At 62.7% G+C, this 20089-nt stretch carries 16 protein-coding genes; 5 read left to right on the forward strand and 11 right to left on the reverse strand.

Annotated features, from left to right (window positions below; all coding sequences use genetic code 11):
- Window positions 1-145: 145 nt before the first annotated feature.
- A complete protein-coding gene (locus ACXX83_RS09260) occupies window positions 146-1456 on the reverse strand; it encodes an MFS transporter (protein WP_458548197.1) in 1311 nt (436 codons plus the stop codon).
- Window positions 1457-1626: 170 nt separating this feature from the next.
- Here ACXX83_RS09260 and ACXX83_RS09265 point away from each other — a divergent pair, with 170 nt between their 5' ends.
- The 3 genes from ACXX83_RS09265 (at window position 1627) to ACXX83_RS09275 (ending at window position 5547) form a co-directional block, all read left to right on the forward strand.
- Window positions 1627-2748 carry a sugar diacid recognition domain-containing protein gene (locus ACXX83_RS09265; RefSeq protein WP_104447285.1) on the forward strand — a complete coding sequence of 374 codons (1122 nt, stop codon included), beginning with the start codon at window positions 1627-1629 and terminating at the stop codon, window positions 2746-2748.
- A gap of 239 nt (window positions 2749-2987) precedes the next feature.
- The gene (locus ACXX83_RS09270) at window positions 2988-4130 is read left to right on the forward strand and encodes a glycerate kinase (RefSeq protein ID WP_458548199.1); all 1143 of its coding nucleotides are present in this window, start codon (window positions 2988-2990) and stop codon (window positions 4128-4130) included.
- A 229-nt stretch (window positions 4131-4359) separates the two neighbouring features.
- Window positions 4360-5547, forward strand: a complete 1188-nt coding sequence (locus tag ACXX83_RS09275; protein ID WP_126045696.1) for a pyridoxal phosphate-dependent aminotransferase — start codon at window positions 4360-4362, stop codon at window positions 5545-5547.
- A gap of 126 nt (window positions 5548-5673) precedes the next feature.
- On the opposite strand, the gene ACXX83_RS09280 is transcribed toward ACXX83_RS09275, so the two are convergent.
- The 10 genes from ACXX83_RS09280 to ACXX83_RS09325 all read right to left on the reverse strand — a co-directional run bounded on the left by ACXX83_RS09280 (window position 5674) and on the right by ACXX83_RS09325 (window position 17806).
- Window positions 5674-6651, reverse strand: a complete 978-nt coding sequence (locus ACXX83_RS09280; RefSeq protein ID WP_458548201.1) for a 2-hydroxyacid dehydrogenase — start codon at window positions 6649-6651, stop codon at window positions 5674-5676.
- A gap of 21 nt (window positions 6652-6672) precedes the next feature.
- The gene (locus ACXX83_RS09285) at window positions 6673-7971 is read right to left on the reverse strand and encodes an MFS transporter (protein WP_015094947.1); all 1299 of its coding nucleotides are present in this window, start codon (window positions 7969-7971) and stop codon (window positions 6673-6675) included.
- Window positions 7972-8019: 48 nt separating this feature from the next.
- The gene (locus ACXX83_RS09290) at window positions 8020-9048 is read right to left on the reverse strand and encodes a sugar kinase (protein ID WP_458548202.1); all 1029 of its coding nucleotides are present in this window, start codon (window positions 9046-9048) and stop codon (window positions 8020-8022) included.
- Window positions 9041-9823 (reverse strand): sugar phosphate isomerase/epimerase family protein, encoded by a 783-nt coding sequence (locus ACXX83_RS09295; protein WP_458548203.1) that lies wholly within the window; start codon window positions 9821-9823, stop codon window positions 9041-9043. The genes ACXX83_RS09290 and ACXX83_RS09295 overlap by 8 nt, the downstream gene beginning before the upstream one ends.
- A 145-nt stretch (window positions 9824-9968) precedes the next feature.
- On the reverse strand, window positions 9969-10994 hold the full coding sequence (locus ACXX83_RS09300; RefSeq protein WP_458548204.1) for a LacI family DNA-binding transcriptional regulator: 1026 nt from the start codon (window positions 10992-10994) through the stop codon (window positions 9969-9971).
- A gap of 140 nt (window positions 10995-11134) precedes the next feature.
- Window positions 11135-11743, reverse strand: a complete 609-nt coding sequence (locus ACXX83_RS09305; protein WP_458548206.1) for a LysE family translocator — start codon at window positions 11741-11743, stop codon at window positions 11135-11137.
- Window positions 11744-11796: 53 nt separating this feature from the next.
- Window positions 11797-12636, reverse strand: a complete 840-nt coding sequence (locus tag ACXX83_RS09310) for an AraC family transcriptional regulator (protein ID WP_126045703.1) — start codon at window positions 12634-12636, stop codon at window positions 11797-11799.
- Between the two features lie 76 nt (window positions 12637-12712).
- Entirely contained in the window at window positions 12713-13354 is a 642-nt protein-coding gene (locus ACXX83_RS09315) for a DUF1345 domain-containing protein (protein ID WP_015094953.1), read from the reverse strand.
- A 180-nt stretch (window positions 13355-13534) separates the two neighbouring features.
- Window positions 13535-16633: a multidrug efflux RND transporter permease subunit gene (locus ACXX83_RS09320; RefSeq protein WP_458548208.1), complete on the reverse strand. Its 3099-nt coding sequence runs from the start codon at window positions 16631-16633 to the stop codon at window positions 13535-13537.
- A gap of 15 nt (window positions 16634-16648) precedes the next feature.
- Window positions 16649-17806, reverse strand: coding sequence for an efflux RND transporter periplasmic adaptor subunit (locus tag ACXX83_RS09325; RefSeq protein WP_458548209.1), 1158 nt, complete (start codon window positions 17804-17806; stop codon window positions 16649-16651).
- A gap of 267 nt (window positions 17807-18073) precedes the next feature.
- Here ACXX83_RS09325 and ACXX83_RS09330 point away from each other — a divergent pair, with 267 nt between their 5' ends.
- Together ACXX83_RS09330 and ACXX83_RS09335 are read left to right on the forward strand one after the other, a co-directional pair.
- Window positions 18074-18775, forward strand: coding sequence for a response regulator (locus ACXX83_RS09330; RefSeq protein ID WP_007970971.1), 702 nt, complete (start codon window positions 18074-18076; stop codon window positions 18773-18775).
- A 4-nt stretch (window positions 18776-18779) separates the two neighbouring features.
- Window positions 18780-20078 carry an ATP-binding protein gene (locus ACXX83_RS09335; RefSeq protein WP_217838279.1) on the forward strand — a complete coding sequence of 433 codons (1299 nt, stop codon included), beginning with the start codon at window positions 18780-18782 and terminating at the stop codon, window positions 20076-20078.
- Window positions 20079-20089 lie beyond the last annotated feature (11 nt).

Here is a 20089-nt window from a genome sequence, read left to right on the forward strand (position 1 = left end):
ACCAGAACTGCACCCTGGAGCAAACGCAAATCGAATCAAATGTGGGAGCGGGCTTGCTCGCGAAGGCGGTGTATCAGTCGACAATATTGTTGTCTGACACTCCGCCTTCGCGAGCAAGCCCGCTCCCACACCTGATTTGTGGGGATCAGGTGCGCAGCGTACGAGTCATGCGCAACGCCAGCAGACTGCCGCAGACAATCACCCCCGCCAGCAGGTACAGCGCCGCATCGGTCGAACCGGTGCTGTCCTTGACCCAACCCACCAGGTACGGGCTGAGGAAACCGGCCATCTGGCCCATCGAGTTGATCAGCGCCAGGCCACCGGCAGCAGCGCCGGCACTGAGCAGGGCGGTCGGCACCGGCCAGAACATCGGCAGGCCGGTGAGGGCGCCCATGGTGGCGATGGTCAGGCCGAGAATCGCGATAGCCGGGTTGGCGGCGAAGTTCACCGCGATCAGCAGCCCCAGCGCGCCCATCAGCATCGGCACCACCAGATGCCAGCGACGTTCTTTGCGCAGGTCCGCCGAGCGACCCACGATCAGCATAAACACCGCCGCCAGCAGGTACGGAATCGCACTGAGCCAGCCGATCACCAGGTTATCGCCAAAGCCCAGGTTCTTGATGATCGAGGGCAGCCAGAAGTTGATCGCGTACACGCCGCTCTGGATGCAGAAGTAGATCAGGCCGAAGGCCCAGATCGCCGGGTTCTTGAACACCGCCAGCAGCGAATCAGTGGTGGTTTTCGGTTTGTTGGCCAGGTCTTCAGCGTGGTCCGCTTCCAGCACCGAACGCTCGAACGGGGTCAGCCATTTCGCATTGGCGTAACTGTCACTGAGCAGGAAGTAAGCCAGCGCACCGAGGATCACCGTCGGAATGCCTTGCAGCAGGAACATCCACTGCCAGCCGGCGAGACCGCCCTGGCCCGCGGCGAAGTGGTTGAGAATCCAGCCGGAGAAGGGGCTGCCGAGCAGGCCGGAGACCGGGATCGCCGACATGAACAGCGCCATGATGCGGCCACGGCGGAAGGTCGGGAACCACTGCGAGAGATACAGCACCACGCCCGGGAAGAACCCGGCTTCGGCGGCACCGGTGAACAGGCGCAGGGTATAGAACTCGGTCGGCGTGGTGACGAACAGCAGGCAGGTCGACAGCGTGCCCCAGGTCATCATCATCAGCGCGATCCAGCGCCGTGGACCGAATCTGGTCAAGGCCAGGTTACTGGGTACGCCGCACAGCACGTAACCGATAAAGAAGATGCCGGCGCCCAGGCCGTACACGGTTTCGCTGAACCTCAGCGCGTCGAGCATCTGCAGCTTGGCAAATCCAACGTTGACCCGGTCGAGGTAGTTGAACAGGTAGCAGATGAAAATGAAGGGGATCAAACGCAGGGTGATGCGTTTGTAGACGGCGTTTTTGTCGTCAGCGATGGCCTCGGACGCTACGGCGCTCTGTGTCATGACGGCTCTCTCTTTATTATGATTTTTTGCGATGCAAAGGGTAACGTTGATCGCCCAGAGAGTCTCGATCACCCTCAGGGTGGCTGTCTTTGTGCCTGAGCACAGGGTTTGCAACCAAGGCCTGTGCGGGTGAACAACCCGTTCCATCACCGTCTTCAAGGATCACTTGCATGTTCGAACTCGATCACGACCTGGCCCAGGACATCGTCGACCGGGCGATGGCCATCCTGCCGTACAACGTCAACGTCATGGACAGCCAGGGCCTGATCCTGGGCAGTGGCGAACCGGAACGGGTCAACACCCGGCATGAAGGCGCGCAACTGGTCCTGGCCAACGGCCGCGTGGTGGAGATCGATGCGCAGACGGCGATTCATCTCAAGGGTGTGCAGCCGGGCATCAACCTGCCGCTGTTGCTCGATCAGCGCCTGATCGGCGTGCTGGGTATCACCGGCGAACCCGAGCAACTGCGCACCTATGCCGAACTGGTGCGCATGACCGCCGAGATGCTGGTGGGCCAGCGCAACCAGCAGGCCGAACAGCAATGGCGGCGCCAGCGCTGCGATGATCTGCTGGCGCTGCTGCTCAGCGAAGCCGGGGATTCTCCGCGACTGATCGATGAGGCGCAGCAGTTGGGTCTCAAGCCACAAATGACCCGGGTGCCGTACCTGTTCGAACTGGGCCTGGAACATGCTGCGGGGCAAACCGTCGAGGCACTGAGTGCCTGGTTGACCACTCGCCACCCGGACAGTTGGTGCGTCAGCTCGGCCAAAACTTCGTTGCTCTGGTGCCGTCCGGCCAGCCAGACGATCGAGAACGAGCGTTTGCTGGACAAGCTTGACGGCCTCGGCTGGAACATCCTGCGCATTGCCGTCGGTGGGCAAGCCGATGGGCTGGCGGGGTTGCGTCGCTGCTATCGCCGGGTCGGTGACTTGCTGGCCTACGGTCGCGAAGTGTTGCCGCGCTCCCGGCTGTTGACGCTCAACCGCTATCGGCTGCCGGTGATGCTCTGGCGCCACCGCAACGACGACGCCCTCGACGAATTGCTCAACCCGCTGCGCAAGGTCATTGCCAAAGACAGCAATGGTCAGTTGCTGGCGACCCTGCGCAGCTGGTGTGAACACGACGGCCAGAGCCAGGCCTGCGCCGATGCGCTGGGCATTCATCGCAACAGCCTGCGTTATCGCATGGAGCGGATTGCCGAGCTCAGCGGCGTCGATCCGCTGCGGCTTGATGGAATGCTCGCGTTGTATCTCGGCGTGCAACTGCTGCCCGAGCCAGACTCAATTTCGTGAGCGACAAAATCCCCCTGTAGGAGCGAGCTTGCTCGCGAAAAACCAGAGGACGCCGCGGTAAGTCTGATTTCCCGCGTCATCGTTACCCTCCATCGCGAGCAAGCTCGCTCCTACAAGTGAAACGTCTGCCTCGGGTTTTGTGGAAATGAACAATAATCCTCAACACCGCTTGTGCAGCGGACCGGCGTTATTGTTCATGGCGGCTGGCAGCATGTGGGCATTGGAACTGGAGAATTCCCATGAAAATCGTAATCGCCCCCGACTCGTTCAAGGACAGCCTCAGCGCTCAAGGCGTAGCCGACGCCATTGCCTTGGGATTGGCGCAGGTCTGGCCTGATGCCCAACTGGTCAAATGCCCGATGGCCGACGGCGGGGAAGGGACTGTCGAGTCGATTCTTGCCGCCTGCGAAGGCGAACTGCGTCGCACCCTGGTTCGCGGGCCGCTGGGGGCCATGGTGGATGCCGCCTGGGGATGGTTGCCGCAGAGCCACACCGCAATCATCGAAATGGCCGAGGCCAGCGGTTTGCAGTTGGTCCCGGTGGCGCAGCGGGATGCGTGCATCAGCAGCACCTTCGGCACCGGGCAATTGATCCGTGCCGCACTGGATGCCGGTGCACAACGGGTGATCCTGGCGATTGGCGGCAGCGCGACCAACGACGGCGGCGCCGGTGCCGTGCAGGCCTTGGGCGTTAAATTGCTCGACGCTCAGGGACAGACGCTGTCACCGGGCGGCCTCGCCCTTGCGCAATTGGCCCGCGTGGACCTGAGCGACATCGATCCGCGTCTGGCGCAGGTGCGCTTCGACATCGCTGCCGACGTCAATAATCCGCTGTGCGGCCCCCACGGCGCCTCGGCGATTTTCGGCCCGCAAAAAGGCGCCTCGCCCGTGCAGGTCCAACAACTGGACCGGGCGCTGGGGCACTTTGCCGACCATTGCGCGGTCGCTTTGAGCAATGACGTTCGCGACGAACCGGGGAGTGGCGCGGCGGGTGGCCTGGGGTTTGCCGCCAAGGCGTTCCTGGGCGCGCAGTTCAAGGCCGGGGTCGAGGTGGTCGGCGAACTGGTGGGCCTGGCCGAGGCGGTTGCAGGCGCCGATCTGGTGATCACCGGCGAAGGGCGTTTCGATGCGCAAACCCTGCGCGGCAAGACGCCATTCGGTGTGGCGCGTGTCGCCAGGCAACACGCCGTGCCGGTCATCGTCATCGCCGGCACCCTGGGCGAGGGGTATCAGGCGCTTTATGAGCACGGCATCGACGCTGCGTTTGCCCTGGCGAGCGGACCGATGACCCTGGAACAGGCCTGCGCCGAGGCGCCGCGCTTGCTGCGTGAGCGGGCAACCGACATCGCGCGTGTCTGGCGGATGGCTGTTCGCAAGCCTTGAACGATGCCTGTCAATCAACGACATCCTTGTGGCGAGGGAGCTTGCTCCCGTTGGGCTGCGCAGCGGCCCCCCTTGTTCGGCGGTTGCTACGCAACCGAACGGGAGCAAGCTCCCTCGCCACAAAAGCTCCGATGGCAATTTTGAGGGTGGATTTGAAACGCCATGCTGGCACGTTTCGTGATTTGAGATAGGGTTGTGGCTTGGAGTACCCGCGCGACAGGAGAACAACATGCGCTACTCAGCCTTGACCCAACGAATCGCCGGTGACGGTGCGGCGGCCTGGCAGATTCACGATCGAGCGCTGCACTTGCGCGAACAGGGCGTCGACGTCCTGCTGTTGTCCATTGGCGACCCCGACTTCGATACGCCGCAACCCATTGTCCAGGCCGCCATCGCCAGCTTGTTGGCCGGTGATACGCACTATCCTGAAGTGCGCGGCAGTCGCGGGCTGCGCGACAGCATTGCCCGCCGGCATCGGCAACGCAATGGCCAGGTGGTGGATGGCGAACACGTGATCGTCTTTCCGGGGGCGCAGTGCGCGGTGTATTCGGTGGCGCAGTGCCTGCTCGACCCGGGCGATGAAGTGATTGTCGCCGAGCCGATGTACGTGACCTATGAAGGCGTGATCGGCGCGTGTGCGGCCACCGTGGTCCCGGTGCCGGTGCGCCCGCAGAACGGGTTTCGCGTCGACCCGCTGGATGTCGCGGCGCGGATCACGCCCAAGACACGCGCCATACTGCTCAATAGTCCGAACAATCCATCCGGCGCCAGTTTGCCACTGGCCATTTGGCAAGAGCTGGCGGCGCTGTGCATTCGTCACGATTTGTGGCTGATCAGTGACGAGGTCTACAGCGACTTGCTGTACGAAGGCCAGCACATCAGTCCGGCGAGCCTGCCGGGCATGGCCGAGCGCACCGCGACGATCAACAGCCTGTCCAAGTCCCACGCCATGAGTGGTTGGCGGGTGGGCTGGGTGATTGGGCCCAAGCCCATGGCGGGTCACCTGGTCAATTTGTCGCTGAGCATGTTGTTCGGTATCCCGGATTTCGTGCAGAACGCTGCGCAGTTGGCGCTGGACCGGGACCTGCCGGAAGTGGCCTCGATGCGCGAAGAGTATCGCCAGCGCCGCGACCTGGTGTGTGCAAGCCTGGGGCAATGCCCGGGGCTCAAGCCGATACGCCCGGACGGCGGAATGTTCGTGATGGTCGATGTGCGCCAGACCGGGTTATCGGCCCAGCGCTTCGCCGAGCGACTGCTGGAAGGTTATGGCGTGTCGGTGCTGGCCGGTGAAGCTTTCGGGCCGAGTGCGGCGGGGCATATCCGCATCGGTCTGGTGGTGGATCAGATGAAGCTGGCTGATGCCTGCCGGCGCATTGCTTTGTGTGCGACGGATTTGCTGGAGGTGCGGCGGGCCTGAAGGATTTGTGTTGCCTGTGCTGCCCTCTTCGCGAGCAAGCCCGCTCCCACATTTGATCTCGGTTGTACACGATCTAGTGTGGGAGCGGGCTTGCTCGCGAAGGCTGCCTGACAGGCACCGAATACCTCAGCCCTTCCACGCCCCAACATTCACCAGATTGGCCGGCCGTTCACCCGCCAGCGCCGCCAACAGGTTGTCCACCGCGCGCCTGGCCATGGCCTCCCGTGTTTCATGGGTGGCCGAGCCGATGTGGGGTGTGGCCACCACGTTGTTCAACTGCAGCAACGGCGAGTCCTGATTCAAGGGTTCGCGGTCGAATACATCCAGCCCCGCCGCGCGAATCCGCCCCGTGCGCAAGGCTTCGATCAGCGCCGCTTCGTCCACCACTTTGCCCCGCGAAATATTGATGAAGATGGTCTCGGGACGCATCTGGGCGAACTGCTCTGCGCCGATCAGCCCTTGGGTTTCAGCGGTCAGCGGTAACGTCAGGCAAACGAAATCGGCCTGTTGCAACAGTTCCGGCAGGCTTCGATAGCGCGCATTGAACCGCTGTTCCACTGCCGGTTTCGGTGACTGGCTGTGGTAGATCACCGGCATGCCAAACCCGAAATGCCCGCGCTGCGCCAGGGCCTCGCCAATACGGCCCATGCCGATGATGCCCAGGGTTTTGCCGTGCACGTCGCTGCCGAAATGCGCAGGGCCGATGTTGCGGTTCCATTGGCCGGCGCGAACCAGATTCGCCAGTTCCACTACCCGCCGGGCGGTCGCCAGGATCAGTGCAAAACCCGTGTCTGCGGTGGTTTCGGTGAGCACATCCGGCGTGTTGCTCAGCAGGATTCGCCGTTCGGTGAGGTAGTCGATGTCGTAGTTGTCGACGCCCACCGAGACGCTGGCAATGGCTTGTAGGTCGGGCGCCAGGTCGAGCAGTTCGGCATCCAGCTTCAGGCTGGCACCGAGCAAACCGTGAGCGCGGGGCAGGGCCTCGCGCAGTTTGCCCTGGCCCTCGGCATCAAGGTTTTCGATCAGCGTCACTTCGGCCTGCTCGTGCAAGCGAGCCATCAATAGCGGCGAGAGTTTCTTGTAGAGGACGACCTGCTTTTTCATCTTCGGGATCTCGATTTCAGTTCAGGAATGTGCCGTGGCGGCGCGCGTTAACGTGGCCGAGGGCCGCTCCCGGTCGCTGGCGCCGGGCTTGAGGAAAATCGTCAGTACCACCGAGAACATCAACGCGCCGCTCATCAACAGGTACGACGCACCCGGCGAGCCGGTGGAGCTGTTCAGGTAACCGACCAGATAGGAACCGCCAAACGAGCCGAGGGCGCCCATGCTGTTGATCAGCGCCATGGCGCCGCCCGCGACGTTGGCCGGGAGGATCTCCGGGATGATCGCGAAGAAGGGGCCGTAAGGCGCGTACATGCAGGCGCCGGCAATCACCAGCAGGGTGTAGGACCACCAGAAATGTTCGGCACCCAGGGCGTAGGAGCCATAGAAGGCGATCGAGGCAATCAGCAGTGGCGGCCAGACGAAACGTTTACGTTTTTGCAGTTTGTCCGAACCCCAGGACACCAGCAGCATGCCGATCACCGCCGCCAGGTACGGCAGCGCCGACAGCCAGCCGGCCTGGACCATGTCCATCTGCGCGCCGGCCTTGAGGATCGACGGCAGCCACAACACGAAACCGTACACGCCAATGCTCCAGCAGAAAAACTGCAGGGCCAGGATGATCACTTTGGATGAACGGAACGCTTCGGCGTAGTTCTTCACGGCCTTGATACCGACCTGTTCGGCGGCCAGTGCGCTTTCCAGATCCTGCTTTTCCTGATCGTTGAGCCACTTGGCCTGTGACGGACGATCATCGGCCAGGCGCCACCAGATGAATGCCCACAACACTGCCGGCAAACCTTCGATGATGAACATCCAGCGCCAGCTGTAGTGCTGCACCAGGTAGCCCGAGACCACCGACATCCAGAGCATGGTCACCGGGTTGCCGAGGATCAGGAAGGTGTTGGCCCGCGAGCGTTCGGCGCGGGTGAACCAGTGGCACAGGTAGATCAGCATCGCCGGCATGACGGCCGCTTCGACCACGCCGAGCATGAAGCGAATGACGATCAGCCAGTAGGCATTGGAGACGATCCCGGTCAAGGTCGCCAGGCTGCCCCAGAGGATCAGGCTGACGAAAATCAGCTTCTTCACACTGTGTTTCTGCGCGTAGATCGCGCCGGGTACCTGGAAGAAAAAGTAGCCGAGGAAGAACAGCGCGCCAAGCATCGACGACAAGCCTGGTGTGATCATCAGGTCCGCCGCCATGCCGGACGCGGCGGCGAACCCGTAGTTGGCGCGATCCAGATACGCCAGGCTATAGGTGATGAACACAATGGGCATGATGTACCACCAGCGGCGGGTGGCGAGCGTTGCGGTTTTCATGAGTGGTGCTCCTGAGCTTGTTGTTTTTGTTGCAGCAGGTAACGGCTTTTAGATCTTCAGTGACTGTGCTGGCCCCTTCGCGAGCAAGCCCGCTCCCACAGACGCAAAACCTGTGGGAGCGGGCTTGCCCGCGAAGACGGCCGCAAATTCGACATCCATTTCGGATCGGGTCGGCAACCCCTCCATATCCCCCCGGCTCTGTACCGCACGGCTGCCAATCCAGTTGGCGCGTTTCACGGCCTCGGCAAAGCTATGGTTTTCCAGCAGCGCGCTGATCATGCCGACGGCAAAACCATCGCCGGCGCCCACCGTATCGACCACCGTGGCCACCGGCACGCCAGCGACGAAACCTTGATCAAGATGGGTGCGGTAGTAAGCACCGTGCGGCCCAAGCTTGATCGCCACGGCTTCGGCGCCCTGGTCGAGGTAGAAGGCGGCAATGTCGGCCGGGTCTTCGAAACCGCTCAGCAAGCGACCTTCGCTCAAGCCCGGCAGCACCCAATGGGCGAGGGCGGCGAGGCGGTTGATCTCGGTGATCATTTGTCGTTCGCTGGCCCACAGGCTCGGGCGCAGGTTCGGGTCGAAGGACACGCTGCGCCCGGCCTCGCGCATGCGGGTCATCAACTCGAACGACATCTGCCGCGCCGACTCCGACAGCGCCGGGGGAATGCCGGTGGCGTGCAGGTGTCGGGCCTTGAGCAACTCGGGCACGATCGAGTGCGGCGACAGGTGGCTGGCCGCCGAACCACGGCGGAAGTATTCGACCACCGGATCGCTGCCATCGTCGGTGCGGGACTTGAGTTGAAAACCGGTCGGGTGCTCTGTGTCGATGTCGACGTGACGGCAATCCAGGCCTTCTTTTTCCAGGGTGTCGACCACGAACCGGCCCAACGAATCGGCACCGACCCGACTTAGCCATGCCACGTTGAAGCCAAGCCGGGACAAACCGATCGCCACATTACTGTCAGCCCCGGCAATGCGTTTGTGGAAGGCGCCAACGCTGGCCAGGTCGCCTTCCTGCTCGGCGACGAACATCGCCATGGTCTCGCCGAAGGACAGAGTATCGATCTCAGACATGAGCACTCTCCCGTTGCGCCTGGCCGAGGCGGGCGAGGGCTGCCACGTGTTCGCGGGTCAGCTGCACCAGGTCATCACCTTGCAGCGGATACTCCGCGGCCCGCATGACGCCTTGGGCCATGTGCCCCAGCAGCTGTTCCCACTGTTGCAAGTCGCTGGCGGTCGGCGCGATGGCGACCAGCTTGTCGTCGGCGCGACGGGTAACCGCTTTGCAGTGCACATAGCCGACGTGGCGTCCGAGAAGGCGCGCGGCGCTGGCGGCGGACTGGTCCTGCCAGTGCCAATTGCCGATATCGAAGGTCATCTTGATCGGCAAGTGGTGTTGCTCGACCTCAGTGAAAAAGCGCTGGAAGGGTTCGATGCGCCCGCCGTGCAGGGTCTGGTCGTTTTCCACCAGCAACTGCACGGGGCTGGCGTCCAGCAGCCGGGCGAGGAAGTGCAGGTCGCAGTTGTCAGTGAAATAACCCAGGGACACTTTCAGCCATTTGGCACCGAACGCCTGGGCGCGTTGCAGGGCGGTGATCAGTTCTGGATTGGGCCTGGATTGTCCGGCCAACCAGAGTTCCATTGGCGATGAATACACGCTCTCCAGGCCTTCTGCCTGAGTGGCATTGGCCAGTTGAACGGGGTCCTCAATGGTCAGCAATTCCTCGCGCCACTCGATGCGCGTGGCGCCGGCGGCGGCCAGTACTTCGATAAAACTGCCTTGGCCACGCTGGCGCACCAGGTCGGCGCCGTAGCTGGAGAGGCTGATGGAAACGGCGGGTTTGTTCATTGTTGTTTTACCTCTGAAACCGGTTTCATTTTTGTTCAAAAAAATAGTGGGTGATCTTGATGGCCCCTTCGCGAGCAAGCCCGCTCCCACAGGGGAATGCATTCCAAATGTGGGAGCGGGCTTGCCCGCGAAGAGGCCGGAACATTCACCGAGAATGTCCAAGGGTCGATCCTCTAACAATCAACCGCGCCGAAAAATCCAGCGTCCGCACCGCCCCGTCATCCCCCCGCAGCCGCTTGAGCAGACACTCAAACGCACTGGCGCCTATCTCGGTGGTCGGCTGCGCGAGCGCGGTAATGCCGCTACCCACCAACGGATACCAGTCCAGATCATCCAGAGCAATCAAGCCCACGTCCTCAAACAGGTTGCACTTGAGTTCACGCAACGCGTGGGTGCAGGCCAGCGCCGCAATGCCGTTCGCGCAAAACAGCGCTTTCGGGCCGGGGCCGGGCGTGTCGAGGAAGGTTGCAAGTTTTGCGGTCAGTTCGCTGCCGGTTTCGATGAGGCTGCCATGGAGGGCCGGGCGCAGGGCAATTTGCGCCTTGAAACTGGCGACCCGCTCGAGCCGTGAACTTGTGCCATCGAACGGTTCGGTCACCATCAACACATCGCGGTAGCCGCGCTCTTCAAGATGCGCGAGGGCCATTTCAACGGCTGCCGGATTGTCCAGCCCGACCATGTCGCTCTCAAGGTGCTCGACCTTGCGGTCCACCAGTACCAGGGGCATTTCCCGGTGCAGTTCGTGCAATTCGTCACGGTGATGACCGAGGGTGTTCACGATCAGGCCTTCGATGTTGTACGAGCGCAGCAGGGCCAGGTGCTGGCGTTCCTGCTCGTCGTCGCGGTCGGTGTTGCACACCACCAGGCTATAGCCGTGCTGACGGCAGGCGGTTTCCACCCCGTGCATCACGGCAATTGAATAAGGGTTGCGGATATCGGCCACCAGCATGCCGATCAGGCGGGTGCGCCCACGCTTGAGGCCGCGGGCCATCTGGTTGGGGCGATAGCCCAGTTCCGCAATCGCCTGCTCGATGCGCTGGGCTATGGCATCGGAGAGCAGGGCGCGGTCTTCGCCAATGAACCGCGAAACGCTGGCCTTGGAGACCTTGGCGTGTTCGGCCACGTCGAGCATGGTCACGCGGCTGCGCTGGGCGGCGGAGAAATCGTTCACGGTCTGAAACCTTCTTATTGGATTTATAAGGTCGAGCGCTTCGTGAGATAGCGCTGAAACCGGTTTCAGAAGACACCAAAAGCCAATTCGCCGTCAAGCCCCGGATTGTCGATTGTCGAAAAAACACCGACCGGTGGCGTTCAGGCCAGCACGCTCAGCCACGCTGAACCCAGCAGCACCAGGCCCATGCAGCGATTGAAACGTTGCACGGCCCGGGGCGAGCGCAACCAGCGACTCGCCCCGGCACCGAGCAGCGCCCAGGCACACAGGCAGGGCAGGGAGATCAGGAAAAACACCCATGAAAGATTGATCACCTGGATGAGCCGATCTTCCCCCGCTCCGGCGAAAACACTGACCACAGCCAGCGCCATCATCCAGGTTTTCGGGTTGATCCATTGCAGGCTGGCAGCGCCCACCCAACCCAATCGAGCCCCGGATTTCTGCGAGCTGATGGCTTCGGCCGGCGAACGGATAATCTGCCAGGCCAGATAACTCAGCCACGCCACGCCGGCCCATTGCATGACGCTTTGCAACGCAGGCCAGGCCGTCAGTGACGAACCAACGCCCATGCCCACCAGCAACACCAGCGTCGCGGCACTGGCGCAGGCGCCGAAGATAATCGGCAGGGCAGCGCCCAAGCCGTATCGGGCACTGTTGCTGAGCACCAGAATGTTGGTCGGTCCAGGAGTGATGGATGCCACAAAGGCAAACAGCAAGAAGGGCAGTAACGTCGGGAAAGAGGACAGCATCGCGGGCAAACTCCGGTCAAGATCAGTGAGACCGATCTTCACAATCCCCGACGTTACTTGTCTGGAAGATTTGAGCAGCGCTTGCGATACAGCGCCGGTGTCAGGCCGTAGGCGCGCACGAACCAACGGCCCAGATGGCTCTGGTCGGCAAAGCCCAGTTCCATGGCCACCGCCGCCGGTTGTTCGCCACGGGCCAGCATTCGCCGTGCGGTTGCCAGGCGCAATTGCACCAGATACGCGTGGGGCGCCATGCCGTAAGCGGCTTTGAACGCACGGGTCAGGCGGAAGCGGTCGACACCTGTGACGGCGGCCAGTTGATCGAGGCCGATGTCGTATTGCGCGTTGGCATGCAGGTAGTCCCGGGCCTTCTGCGCCACGCGCGGCAGACGCGGGTCCTGGCCATCGCGGGCGCGCCAATGCAAGTGGCTGGTCAGGCGTTCGAGCAACGCGTCGAGGGCGGTCTGGCGGACGATCTTCAGCTCACCGCGATGCAGGGTTTCAAACGCCAGGCTGGTGGCCTGGGCCAGGCGCGCATCGCAGGCCAAGGTGGCGGCGAAACTCAGTTGACTGTTGTCGGGGGCATGATCGAACACAGCGCCGAGTTCGCGCTGCAACCACTGCGGATCGAGGTACAGCATGCGGTAGGTAAAACCGTCGGCGGTCGGTGCGTCACCGTCATGGATGTCACCGGGCTCGAGCAAAAACACCTTGCCCGGCGTGCTCTGGTGCCTGGCCCGTCGGCAATTGAATTGCTGGACCCCTTGCTCGGTGACGCCCACCAGATAACTGTCATGCCAGTGCGGGTCGTAGGCGTGACCTTCGAAATGCGCACGCAGGGTCTCGATGCCGGTGTCGGCATCTTGGGACAGGTCGATCCAGTTGTGAGCGCTCATGTTGCACCTGCGGGACGGATTGCCGAGCTATTTAACGCCTGCTGCAAGTGCGATGACTAGAACGTTTGTGCAGGCATCAGTTGAACAGGCCCGCCGCAATATTGATTGAGAACCCAAGGATGGCGGTGTTGAACAGAAAACCGATCAACGACTGCGCCAGCACGATCTTGCGCAAATCACGGGTCGCCACGCCGACATCCGAGGTTTGCACCGCCACGCCGACGGTGAACGAAAAGTACAGGAAGTCCCAGTAATTGGGCGTAGTCAGGCCTTCAGCAAAGCGCAGTGCCGGTTCTTTGCCTTCCCAGGTGTAAAACAGGCGCGCGTAGTGCACGCTGAAAATCACCCCGATCAGCAGCCACGAGCCGATCACCGTCAATGCAGTGAAACCGTAGTGCAGGAGCTTGCGAGTGGTTTCCAGGTCTTCGCTGCCGGCCAGTTCGAAGGTGATGGTCGCCAGGCTGGCCAATGCCGCGATGCACACCACCAACAGCACCAGCCCGGCGTTTTCGTCTTCGATTTCGGCTATGCGTTTTACGTCGGTCGCTTTTGAACGCACGGTGAGCCAGGACATGAGGATCAGGTAAGTCCAGACTCCGGCATTCCAGCCGATGAGGATTTTGCTGATCACCGAATCGGCCGGAACCAGGATGCCCGCCGCGATACCTAGCGTCGTGGCGGCGGACAGGCGAGGGTGGGTGTGGGTGAGGTAGGGCATGGAGGCTCGACGGGTTGGGGCGATGCAATCACCTTAGCCCAGTTGCCCCCAGTCTTGAAATCACCCTGATCTCCTGTGGGAGCGAGCCTGCTCGCGAAGAGGCCATCACATCCAACATCTATGTTGAATGACACTCCGCCTTCGCGAGCAGGCTCGCTCCCACAGTTGATGAGTATCGGGTCAGATATTCTTGTGGCGTTTGCGCACCAGCTTCATCACCACCACAAAAAACACCGGCACGAACACCACGGCCAGCGTCGCCGTGATCATCCCGCCGATCACCCCGGTGCCGATGGCCTGCTGGCTCGCCGAGCTGGCGCCTGTGGCAATCGCCAGGGGCACCACGCCCAGGATGAACGCCAGCGAAGTCATGACAATCGGCCGCAACCGCAGGCGCGCCGCTTGCAAGGTGGCGTCGACCAGGTCGTGGCCTTCGTCGTACAGGCTCTTGGCGAACTCGATGATCAGGATCGCATTCTTCGCCGACAGGCCGATGATGGTGATCAGCCCGACCTTGAAGAACACGTCGTTGGGCATACCGCGCAAGGTCACGGCCAGCACCGCGCCGAGCACACCCAGCGGCACCACCAGCAGCACCGAGGTCGGGATCGACCAGCTCTCGTACAACGCCGCCAGGCACAGGAACACGATCAACAGCGACAGCCCGAGCAGGATCGGCGCCTGGCTGCCGGACAGGCGTTCCTGCAACGACAACCCGGTCCATTCCTGGCCCAGGCCCGCCGGGCCTTGGGCCACCAACCGCTCGATCTCGGCCATGGCCTCGCCAGTGCTGTGGCCCGGCCTCGGTTCACCGGAAATGCTGATCGCCGGGTAGCCGTTGTAGCGGGTCAACTGCGCCGGGCCCTGGGTCCATTTGGCCTGCACGAAGGCTGACAAGGGCACCATTTTTCCGTGGGTGTTGCGCACGTGGATCTTCAGCAGGTCTTGCACCTGGCTGCGCTGGTCGCCCTCGGCCTGCACCACGACGCGCTGCATCCGCCCCTGATTGGGGAAGTCGTTGATGTACGCCGAGCCCACGGCCGTGGACAGCACGTTGCCGACGTCGGCAAAGGACACCCCCTGCGCGTTGGCCTGCTTGCGGTCGACCACCAGTTGCACCTGCGGCGCCTCGGCCAGGGCGCTTTCGCGCACGTTCATCAGGATCGGGCTTTTTTCGGCGGCCGCGAGCAAGTCGGTGCGCGCTTGCATCAGCTTCTCATGGCCGAGACCACCGCGATCCTGCAGGCGGAACTCGAAGCCGCTGGATGTACCCAGACCATCCACGGGTGGTGGCAGCACGGCAAAGGTCACCGCGTCCTTGATCTGGCTGAGGGCGACGTTGGCCCGGTCGGCAATCGAGCTGGCCGAATCGTCGCTGCCGCGCTCGGACCAGTCTTTGAGCGTGCTGAACGCCAGCGCCGCATTCTGCCCGCTGCCGGAAAAGCTGAATCCGAGAATCACCACGCTGTCGCGAATGCCCGGCTCACCGGCGTTGTGCGCTTCCACCTGCTCGGCCACCTGCACCGTGCGGTTCTTGCTCGCGCCCGGTGGCAACTGGATGTCGGTGATGGTGTAACCCTGGTCTTCCACCGGCAGGAACGAGGAAGGCAGGCGACTGAAGGCCAGGCCCAGACCAATCAGCAGCACGCCGTAGATCATCAGGTAGCGCCCGGTGCGTTTCAACGCATAAGCGACCCAGCCTTGATAGCGCGCGGTCAGTTGCTCGAAGCGGCGGTTGAACCAGCCGAAGAATCCGCTCTTTTCGTGGTGCTCGCCTTTGGCAATCGGCTTGAGCAGCGTCGCGCACAGGGCCGGGGTCAAGGTCAGAGCGAGGAAGGCCGAGAACAGGATCGAGGTGGCCATCGACAACGAGAACTGCTGGTAAATCACCCCGACCGAGCCTTGCATGAACGCCATCGGAATGAACACCGCGACCAGCACCAGGGTGATGCCGATGATGGCCCCGGTGATCTGCCGCATGGCCTTGCGCGTGGCTTCCTTGGGCGACAGGCCCTCGGTGGCCATGATGCGCTCGACGTTCTCCACCACCACGATGGCGTCGTCCACCAGAATGCCGATGGCCAGCACCATGCCGAACATGGTCAGCACGTTGATCGAAAACCCCAGCGCCAGCATCGTCGCAAAGGTGCCCATCAGCGCTACCGGCACCACCAGTGTCGGAATCAGTGTGTAGCGGATGTTCTGCAGGAACAGGAACATCACTGCGAACACCAGCAGCATGGCTTCAAAGAGGGTGTAGACCACCTTGGTGATCGAGACCTTGACGAAGGGGGAGGTGTCGTACGGGATCGAGTACTCGACGTTCGCCGGGAAGTAGCGCTTGAGTTCATCCATCTTCGCCCGCACCAGGGTCGCGGTGTTCAGGGCGTTGGCGCCCGGCGACAACTGCACGGCAACGGCGGTGGACGGCTTGCCGTTCAGGCGCGTGGAAAACTGGTATTCCTGGCTACCGATCTCGACACGCGCCACATCGCTGATGCGCACGGTCGAACCGTCCGGGTTGGCCTTGAGGACGATGTCGGCAAACTCTTCGGGGGTCGACAACTGACCCTTGACCAGTATGGTCGCGGTGATTTCCTGGGTGGTGCGGGTCGGCAGATCGCCGATGCTGCCGGCCGATACCTGGGCGTTTTGCGCGACGATGGCGGCGTTGACGTCCGCTGGCGTCAGGTTGAAGGCGAGCAGTTTCTGCGGGTCGATCCAGATCCGCATCGCCCGCTCGGCGCCATACAGCTGCGCCTTGCCGACGCCGTCCAGGCGCTTGATCTCGTTCATCACGTTGCGCGCCAGGTAATCGCTGAGCGCCACGTCGTCGAGTTTGCCGTCGCTGGAGGTCAGGGTGATCAACAGCAGGAAACCGGAGGAGACTTTCTCCACCTGCAAACCTTGCTGGATGACCGCTTGCGGCAGGCGCGACTCCACGGCCTTGAGGCGGTTCTGCACATCGACCTGCGCCAGTTCCGGGTTGGTGCCCGGCTGGAAAGTGGCCTTGATGGTCGCGCTGCCGAGGCTGCTCTGGGATTCGAAATACAACAGGTGATCGGCGCCGTTGAGTTCTTCCTCGATCAGGCTGACCACGCTTTCGTCCACGGTTTGCGCCGAAGCGCCCGGGTACACGGCATAGATTTCGATCTGCGGCGGCGCGACGTCGGGGTACTGCGCCACCGGCAACTGTGGAATGGCCAGGGCACCGGCCAGCAGGATGAACAATGCGACCACCCAGGCAAACACCGGGCGGTCGATAAAGAACTGCGGCATAAAAAAGCGTCCTGCTTACTGACCAGTCACCTGGGCAAGTGGAAGAGGGGTGTCGTCGATCTGCACTTTCTCGCCGGGGCGGGCGTGCTGCAGGCCCTCGATGACGATGCGGTCGCCTGCTTTCAGGCCGCCGGTGACGATCCAGCGATCGTTCTGCACGGCGCCCAGTTCGACCGGTTGCTGGCCGACGCGCTGTTCGGCATCGAGCAGCAGCACCTGGGCGATGCCGGCGCTGTCGCGCTGGATGGCCCGTTGCGGCACGCTGATGCCCTGGCGGTTGACCGCTTGTTCCAGGCGCACGCGCACGAAACTGCCGGGCAGCAGGTCGAGGTCGGGGTTGGGGAACTCGCTGCGCAGGATGATCTGGCCGGTGCCCGGGTCGACGGTGATGTCGCTGAACAGCATTTTGCCCGGCAGCGGGTAGAGGCTGCCGTCATCCTGAATCAGCGTGGCCTTGGCCTGGTCCTGGCCGACCTGCTGCAACTGACCGGAACGGAAGGCGCGGCGCAGTTCGTTGAGCTCACGGGTGGACTGGGTCAAGTCGGCATGAATCGGATTGAGTTGCTGGATCAGTGCCAGCGGCGTGGTTTCGTTCTGCCCGACCAGCGCGCCTTCGGTGACCAACGCACGGCCGATGCGCCCGGAAATCGGCGCGGTGACGGTGGCGTAGCCGAGGTTGAGTTTCGCCCGCTCCACCGCAGCCTTGTTGGCCGCGATGTCGGCGGCGGTCTGTCGCACGTTGGCCCGGGCGTTGTCGTAGTCCTGACCGCTGATGGCCTTGTCGTCGATCAACTGGGCATAGCGCTGTTCCTGCAACCGGGCCTGGAACGCGTTGGCCTCGGCCTTGCGCAGCGCTGCTTCGGCGCTGTCCAGGTCAGCCTTGAACGGCGCCGGGTCGATGCGGAACAGGACATCGCCCTGTTTCACGTCACTGCCTTCACGGAAGGTGCGCTGCAGGACCACGCCAGCCACGCGGGCGCGAACTTCGGCCATGCGCGGTGCGGCAATCCGTCCGCTCAGTTCGCTGCTGATGGTCAGTGGTTGTGCTTCGATGGTTTCGATGCGAACCGTGGCCAGCGGCGCCTGTTCCTCGGCGTTCGAGGCCTCGTCGCACGCGCCCAGTGTCAACGCCAGAGCAATCAGACTGAGCCTGGCAAGCAGATTCTTCGACATGTAATACCCCAATAAAGACTCCCAGCATGCTACTGGGCGCAGGCGAGGGTAGCGGTGAAGCTTTGTTGGTGCTGTGTGAAATTGTGTAAGGGTTTTACTCAGAGACGAGTGAGGGCGTATATCCTTCAGTCCTTGAATTTTATTGCGCCTGACAGGCCGCCTTCGCGAGCAGGCTCGCTCCCACATTTGAAATGCGGTCCCCTGTGGGAGCGAGCCTGCTCGCGAAGAGGCCAATGCAGACGCCACGGCTCTTTCTGGAAACACCCCATGCCCAACATCCTCCTGGTCGAAGACGACACCGCCCTCGCCGAACTGATTGCCAGCTACCTGGAGCGCAACGGTTATTCCGTCAGCGTGATCGGTCGCGGTGACCATGTGCGCGAACGTGCGCGGCTCAATCCGCCGGACCTGGTGATCCTCGACCTGATGCTGCCCGGCCTCGACGGCCTGCAAGTCTGTCGCCTGCTGCGCGCCGATTCGGCAACCTTGCCGATCCTGATGCTCACCGCCCGCGACGACAGTCACGACCAGGTACTGGGGCTGGAAATGGGGGCCGACGACTACGTGACCAAACCCTGCGAGCCACGGGTACTGCTGGCGCGGGTGCGGACCCTGTTGCGCCGCAGCAGCCTCAGCGAGCCGCAGACCGCCAACGACCGCATTCTGATGGGCAACCTGTGCATCGACCTGTCCGAACGCACCGTGACCTGGCGCGAGCAATTGGTGGACTTGTCCAGCGGTGAGTACAACCTGCTGGTGGTGCTGGCCCGGCATGCCGGGGAGGTGCTGAGCCGCGACCAGATCCTGCAACGCCTGCGCGGCATCGAATTCAACGGCACCGATCGTTCGGTGGACGTGGCGATTTCCAAGTTGCGGCGCAAGTTCGACGACCACGCCGGCGAGGCGCGCAAGATCAAGACCGTGTGGGGCAAGGGCTACCTGTTCAGCCGTTCCGAGTGGGAATGCTGAGCCGATGTTCAGAATCCTCTTTCGCTTGTACCTGGTGACCATCGTCTCGTTCAGCGCGGCGATTTATCTGGTGCCGGATCTGGTGATCAAGGTGTTCCAGGAGCGCTTTGTCACCTACAACCTCGATTACTCCCGTGGCCTGCAAACGCTGATCGTCAAACAGTTTCACGCGGCCCCGGCCGAACAGTGGCCGGCCCTGGCCGCCGAAATGGACAAGGACTTCAATCCGCTGCACATCGTGCTCAGCGGTAACGATGACAGCAGCCTGACGTCTGATGAGCAGCAGCGATTGCAGCGCGGCGAGAACGTTGTGCGGATCGGCGACTGGGGCTGGCGCACTTTGGCAGTGGCACCACTGAACGAGCGCACCGTGGTGCAAATGGTCGTGCCGCCGGACCCGATGGATGTCAGCCTGTTGTACTGGAGCATCAACGTGCTGATCGGCGCGACCATGCTCGCGTGCCTGTTGCTGTGGTTGCGCCCGCACTGGCGCGACCTGGAACGTCTGAAAAGCGCGGCGGAACGCTTCGGCAAGGGCCACTTGAGCGAGCGCACGCAGATTGCCCCGAGTTCAAACATCGGCAGTCTGGCCAACGTCTTCGACACCATGGCCGGCGACATCGAGAACCTGTTGAACCAGCAGCGTGATCTGCTCAACGCAGTCTCCCATGAACTGCGCACACCGCTGACACGGCTGGATTTTGGCCTGGCGCTGGCCCTGTCCGACGACTTGCCGGCCACCAGCCGCGAACGCCTGCAAGGGCTGGTCGATCACATCCGTGAGCTCGATGAGCTTGTGCTTGAGTTGCTGTCCTACAGCCGTCTGCAAAACCCGGCGCGGTTACCGGAGCGGGTCGAAGTGTCGCTTGACGAATTCATCGACAGCATTCTGGGCAGCATCGACGACGAACAATCCCCGGACATCGTCATCGACGTATTGCTCCACGGCCAGCTCGAACGCTTCAACCTCGACCCGCGCCTGACCGCCCGCGCCTTGCAAAACCTGCTGCGCAACGCCATGCGCTACTGCGAAAAGCGTATCCAGATCGGTGTGCAGGTCTGTGCCGGTGGCTGTGAAATCTGGGTCGACGATGACGGCATCGGCATTCCGGATGACGAGCGCGAACGGATTTTCGAACCCTTCTACCGTCTCGACCGCAGCCGAGACCGCGCCACGGGTGGTTTCGGACTGGGGCTGGCGATCAGCCGCCGCGCCCTGGAAGCCCAGGGCGGCACGCTGACGGTGCAAGCCTCGCCGCTGGGCGGGGCGCGGTTCCGTTTATGGTTGCCATTGCCGGTCTGATTTCGACAAAC

The sequence above is a fragment of the Pseudomonas sp. GNP012 genome (genome assembly GCF_054343835.1).

Coding starts and splice junctions, on each gene's coding strand:
- ACXX83_RS09280 (WP_458548201.1), bottom strand. CDS start 6,651: ATGAAAAAGCAGGTCGTCCTCTACAAGAAACTCTCGCCGCTATTGATG.
- ACXX83_RS09320 (WP_458548208.1), bottom strand. CDS start 16,633: ATGCCGCAGTTCTTTATCGACCGCCCGGTGTTTGCCTGGGTGGTCGCA.
- ACXX83_RS09270 (WP_458548199.1), top strand. CDS start 2,988: ATGAAAATCGTAATCGCCCCCGACTCGTTCAAGGACAGCCTCAGCGCT.
- ACXX83_RS09275 (WP_126045696.1), top strand. CDS start 4,360: ATGCGCTACTCAGCCTTGACCCAACGAATCGCCGGTGACGGTGCGGCG.
- ACXX83_RS09335 (WP_217838279.1), top strand. CDS start 18,780: ATGTTCAGAATCCTCTTTCGCTTGTACCTGGTGACCATCGTCTCGTTC.
- ACXX83_RS09260 (WP_458548197.1), bottom strand. CDS start 1,456: ATGACACAGAGCGCCGTAGCGTCCGAGGCCATCGCTGACGACAAAAAC.
- ACXX83_RS09290 (WP_458548202.1), bottom strand. CDS start 9,048: ATGTCTGAGATCGATACTCTGTCCTTCGGCGAGACCATGGCGATGTTC.
- ACXX83_RS09325 (WP_458548209.1), bottom strand. CDS start 17,806: ATGTCGAAGAATCTGCTTGCCAGGCTCAGTCTGATTGCTCTGGCGTTG.
- ACXX83_RS09315 (WP_015094953.1), bottom strand. CDS start 13,354: ATGCCCTACCTCACCCACACCCACCCTCGCCTGTCCGCCGCCACGACG.
- ACXX83_RS09285 (WP_015094947.1), bottom strand. CDS start 7,971: ATGAAAACCGCAACGCTCGCCACCCGCCGCTGGTGGTACATCATGCCC.
- ACXX83_RS09330 (WP_007970971.1), top strand. CDS start 18,074: ATGCCCAACATCCTCCTGGTCGAAGACGACACCGCCCTCGCCGAACTG.
- ACXX83_RS09265 (WP_104447285.1), top strand. CDS start 1,627: ATGTTCGAACTCGATCACGACCTGGCCCAGGACATCGTCGACCGGGCG.
- ACXX83_RS09305 (WP_458548206.1), bottom strand. CDS start 11,743: ATGCTGTCCTCTTTCCCGACGTTACTGCCCTTCTTGCTGTTTGCCTTT.
- ACXX83_RS09310 (WP_126045703.1), bottom strand. CDS start 12,636: ATGAGCGCTCACAACTGGATCGACCTGTCCCAAGATGCCGACACCGGC.
- ACXX83_RS09295 (WP_458548203.1), bottom strand. CDS start 9,823: ATGAACAAACCCGCCGTTTCCATCAGCCTCTCCAGCTACGGCGCCGAC.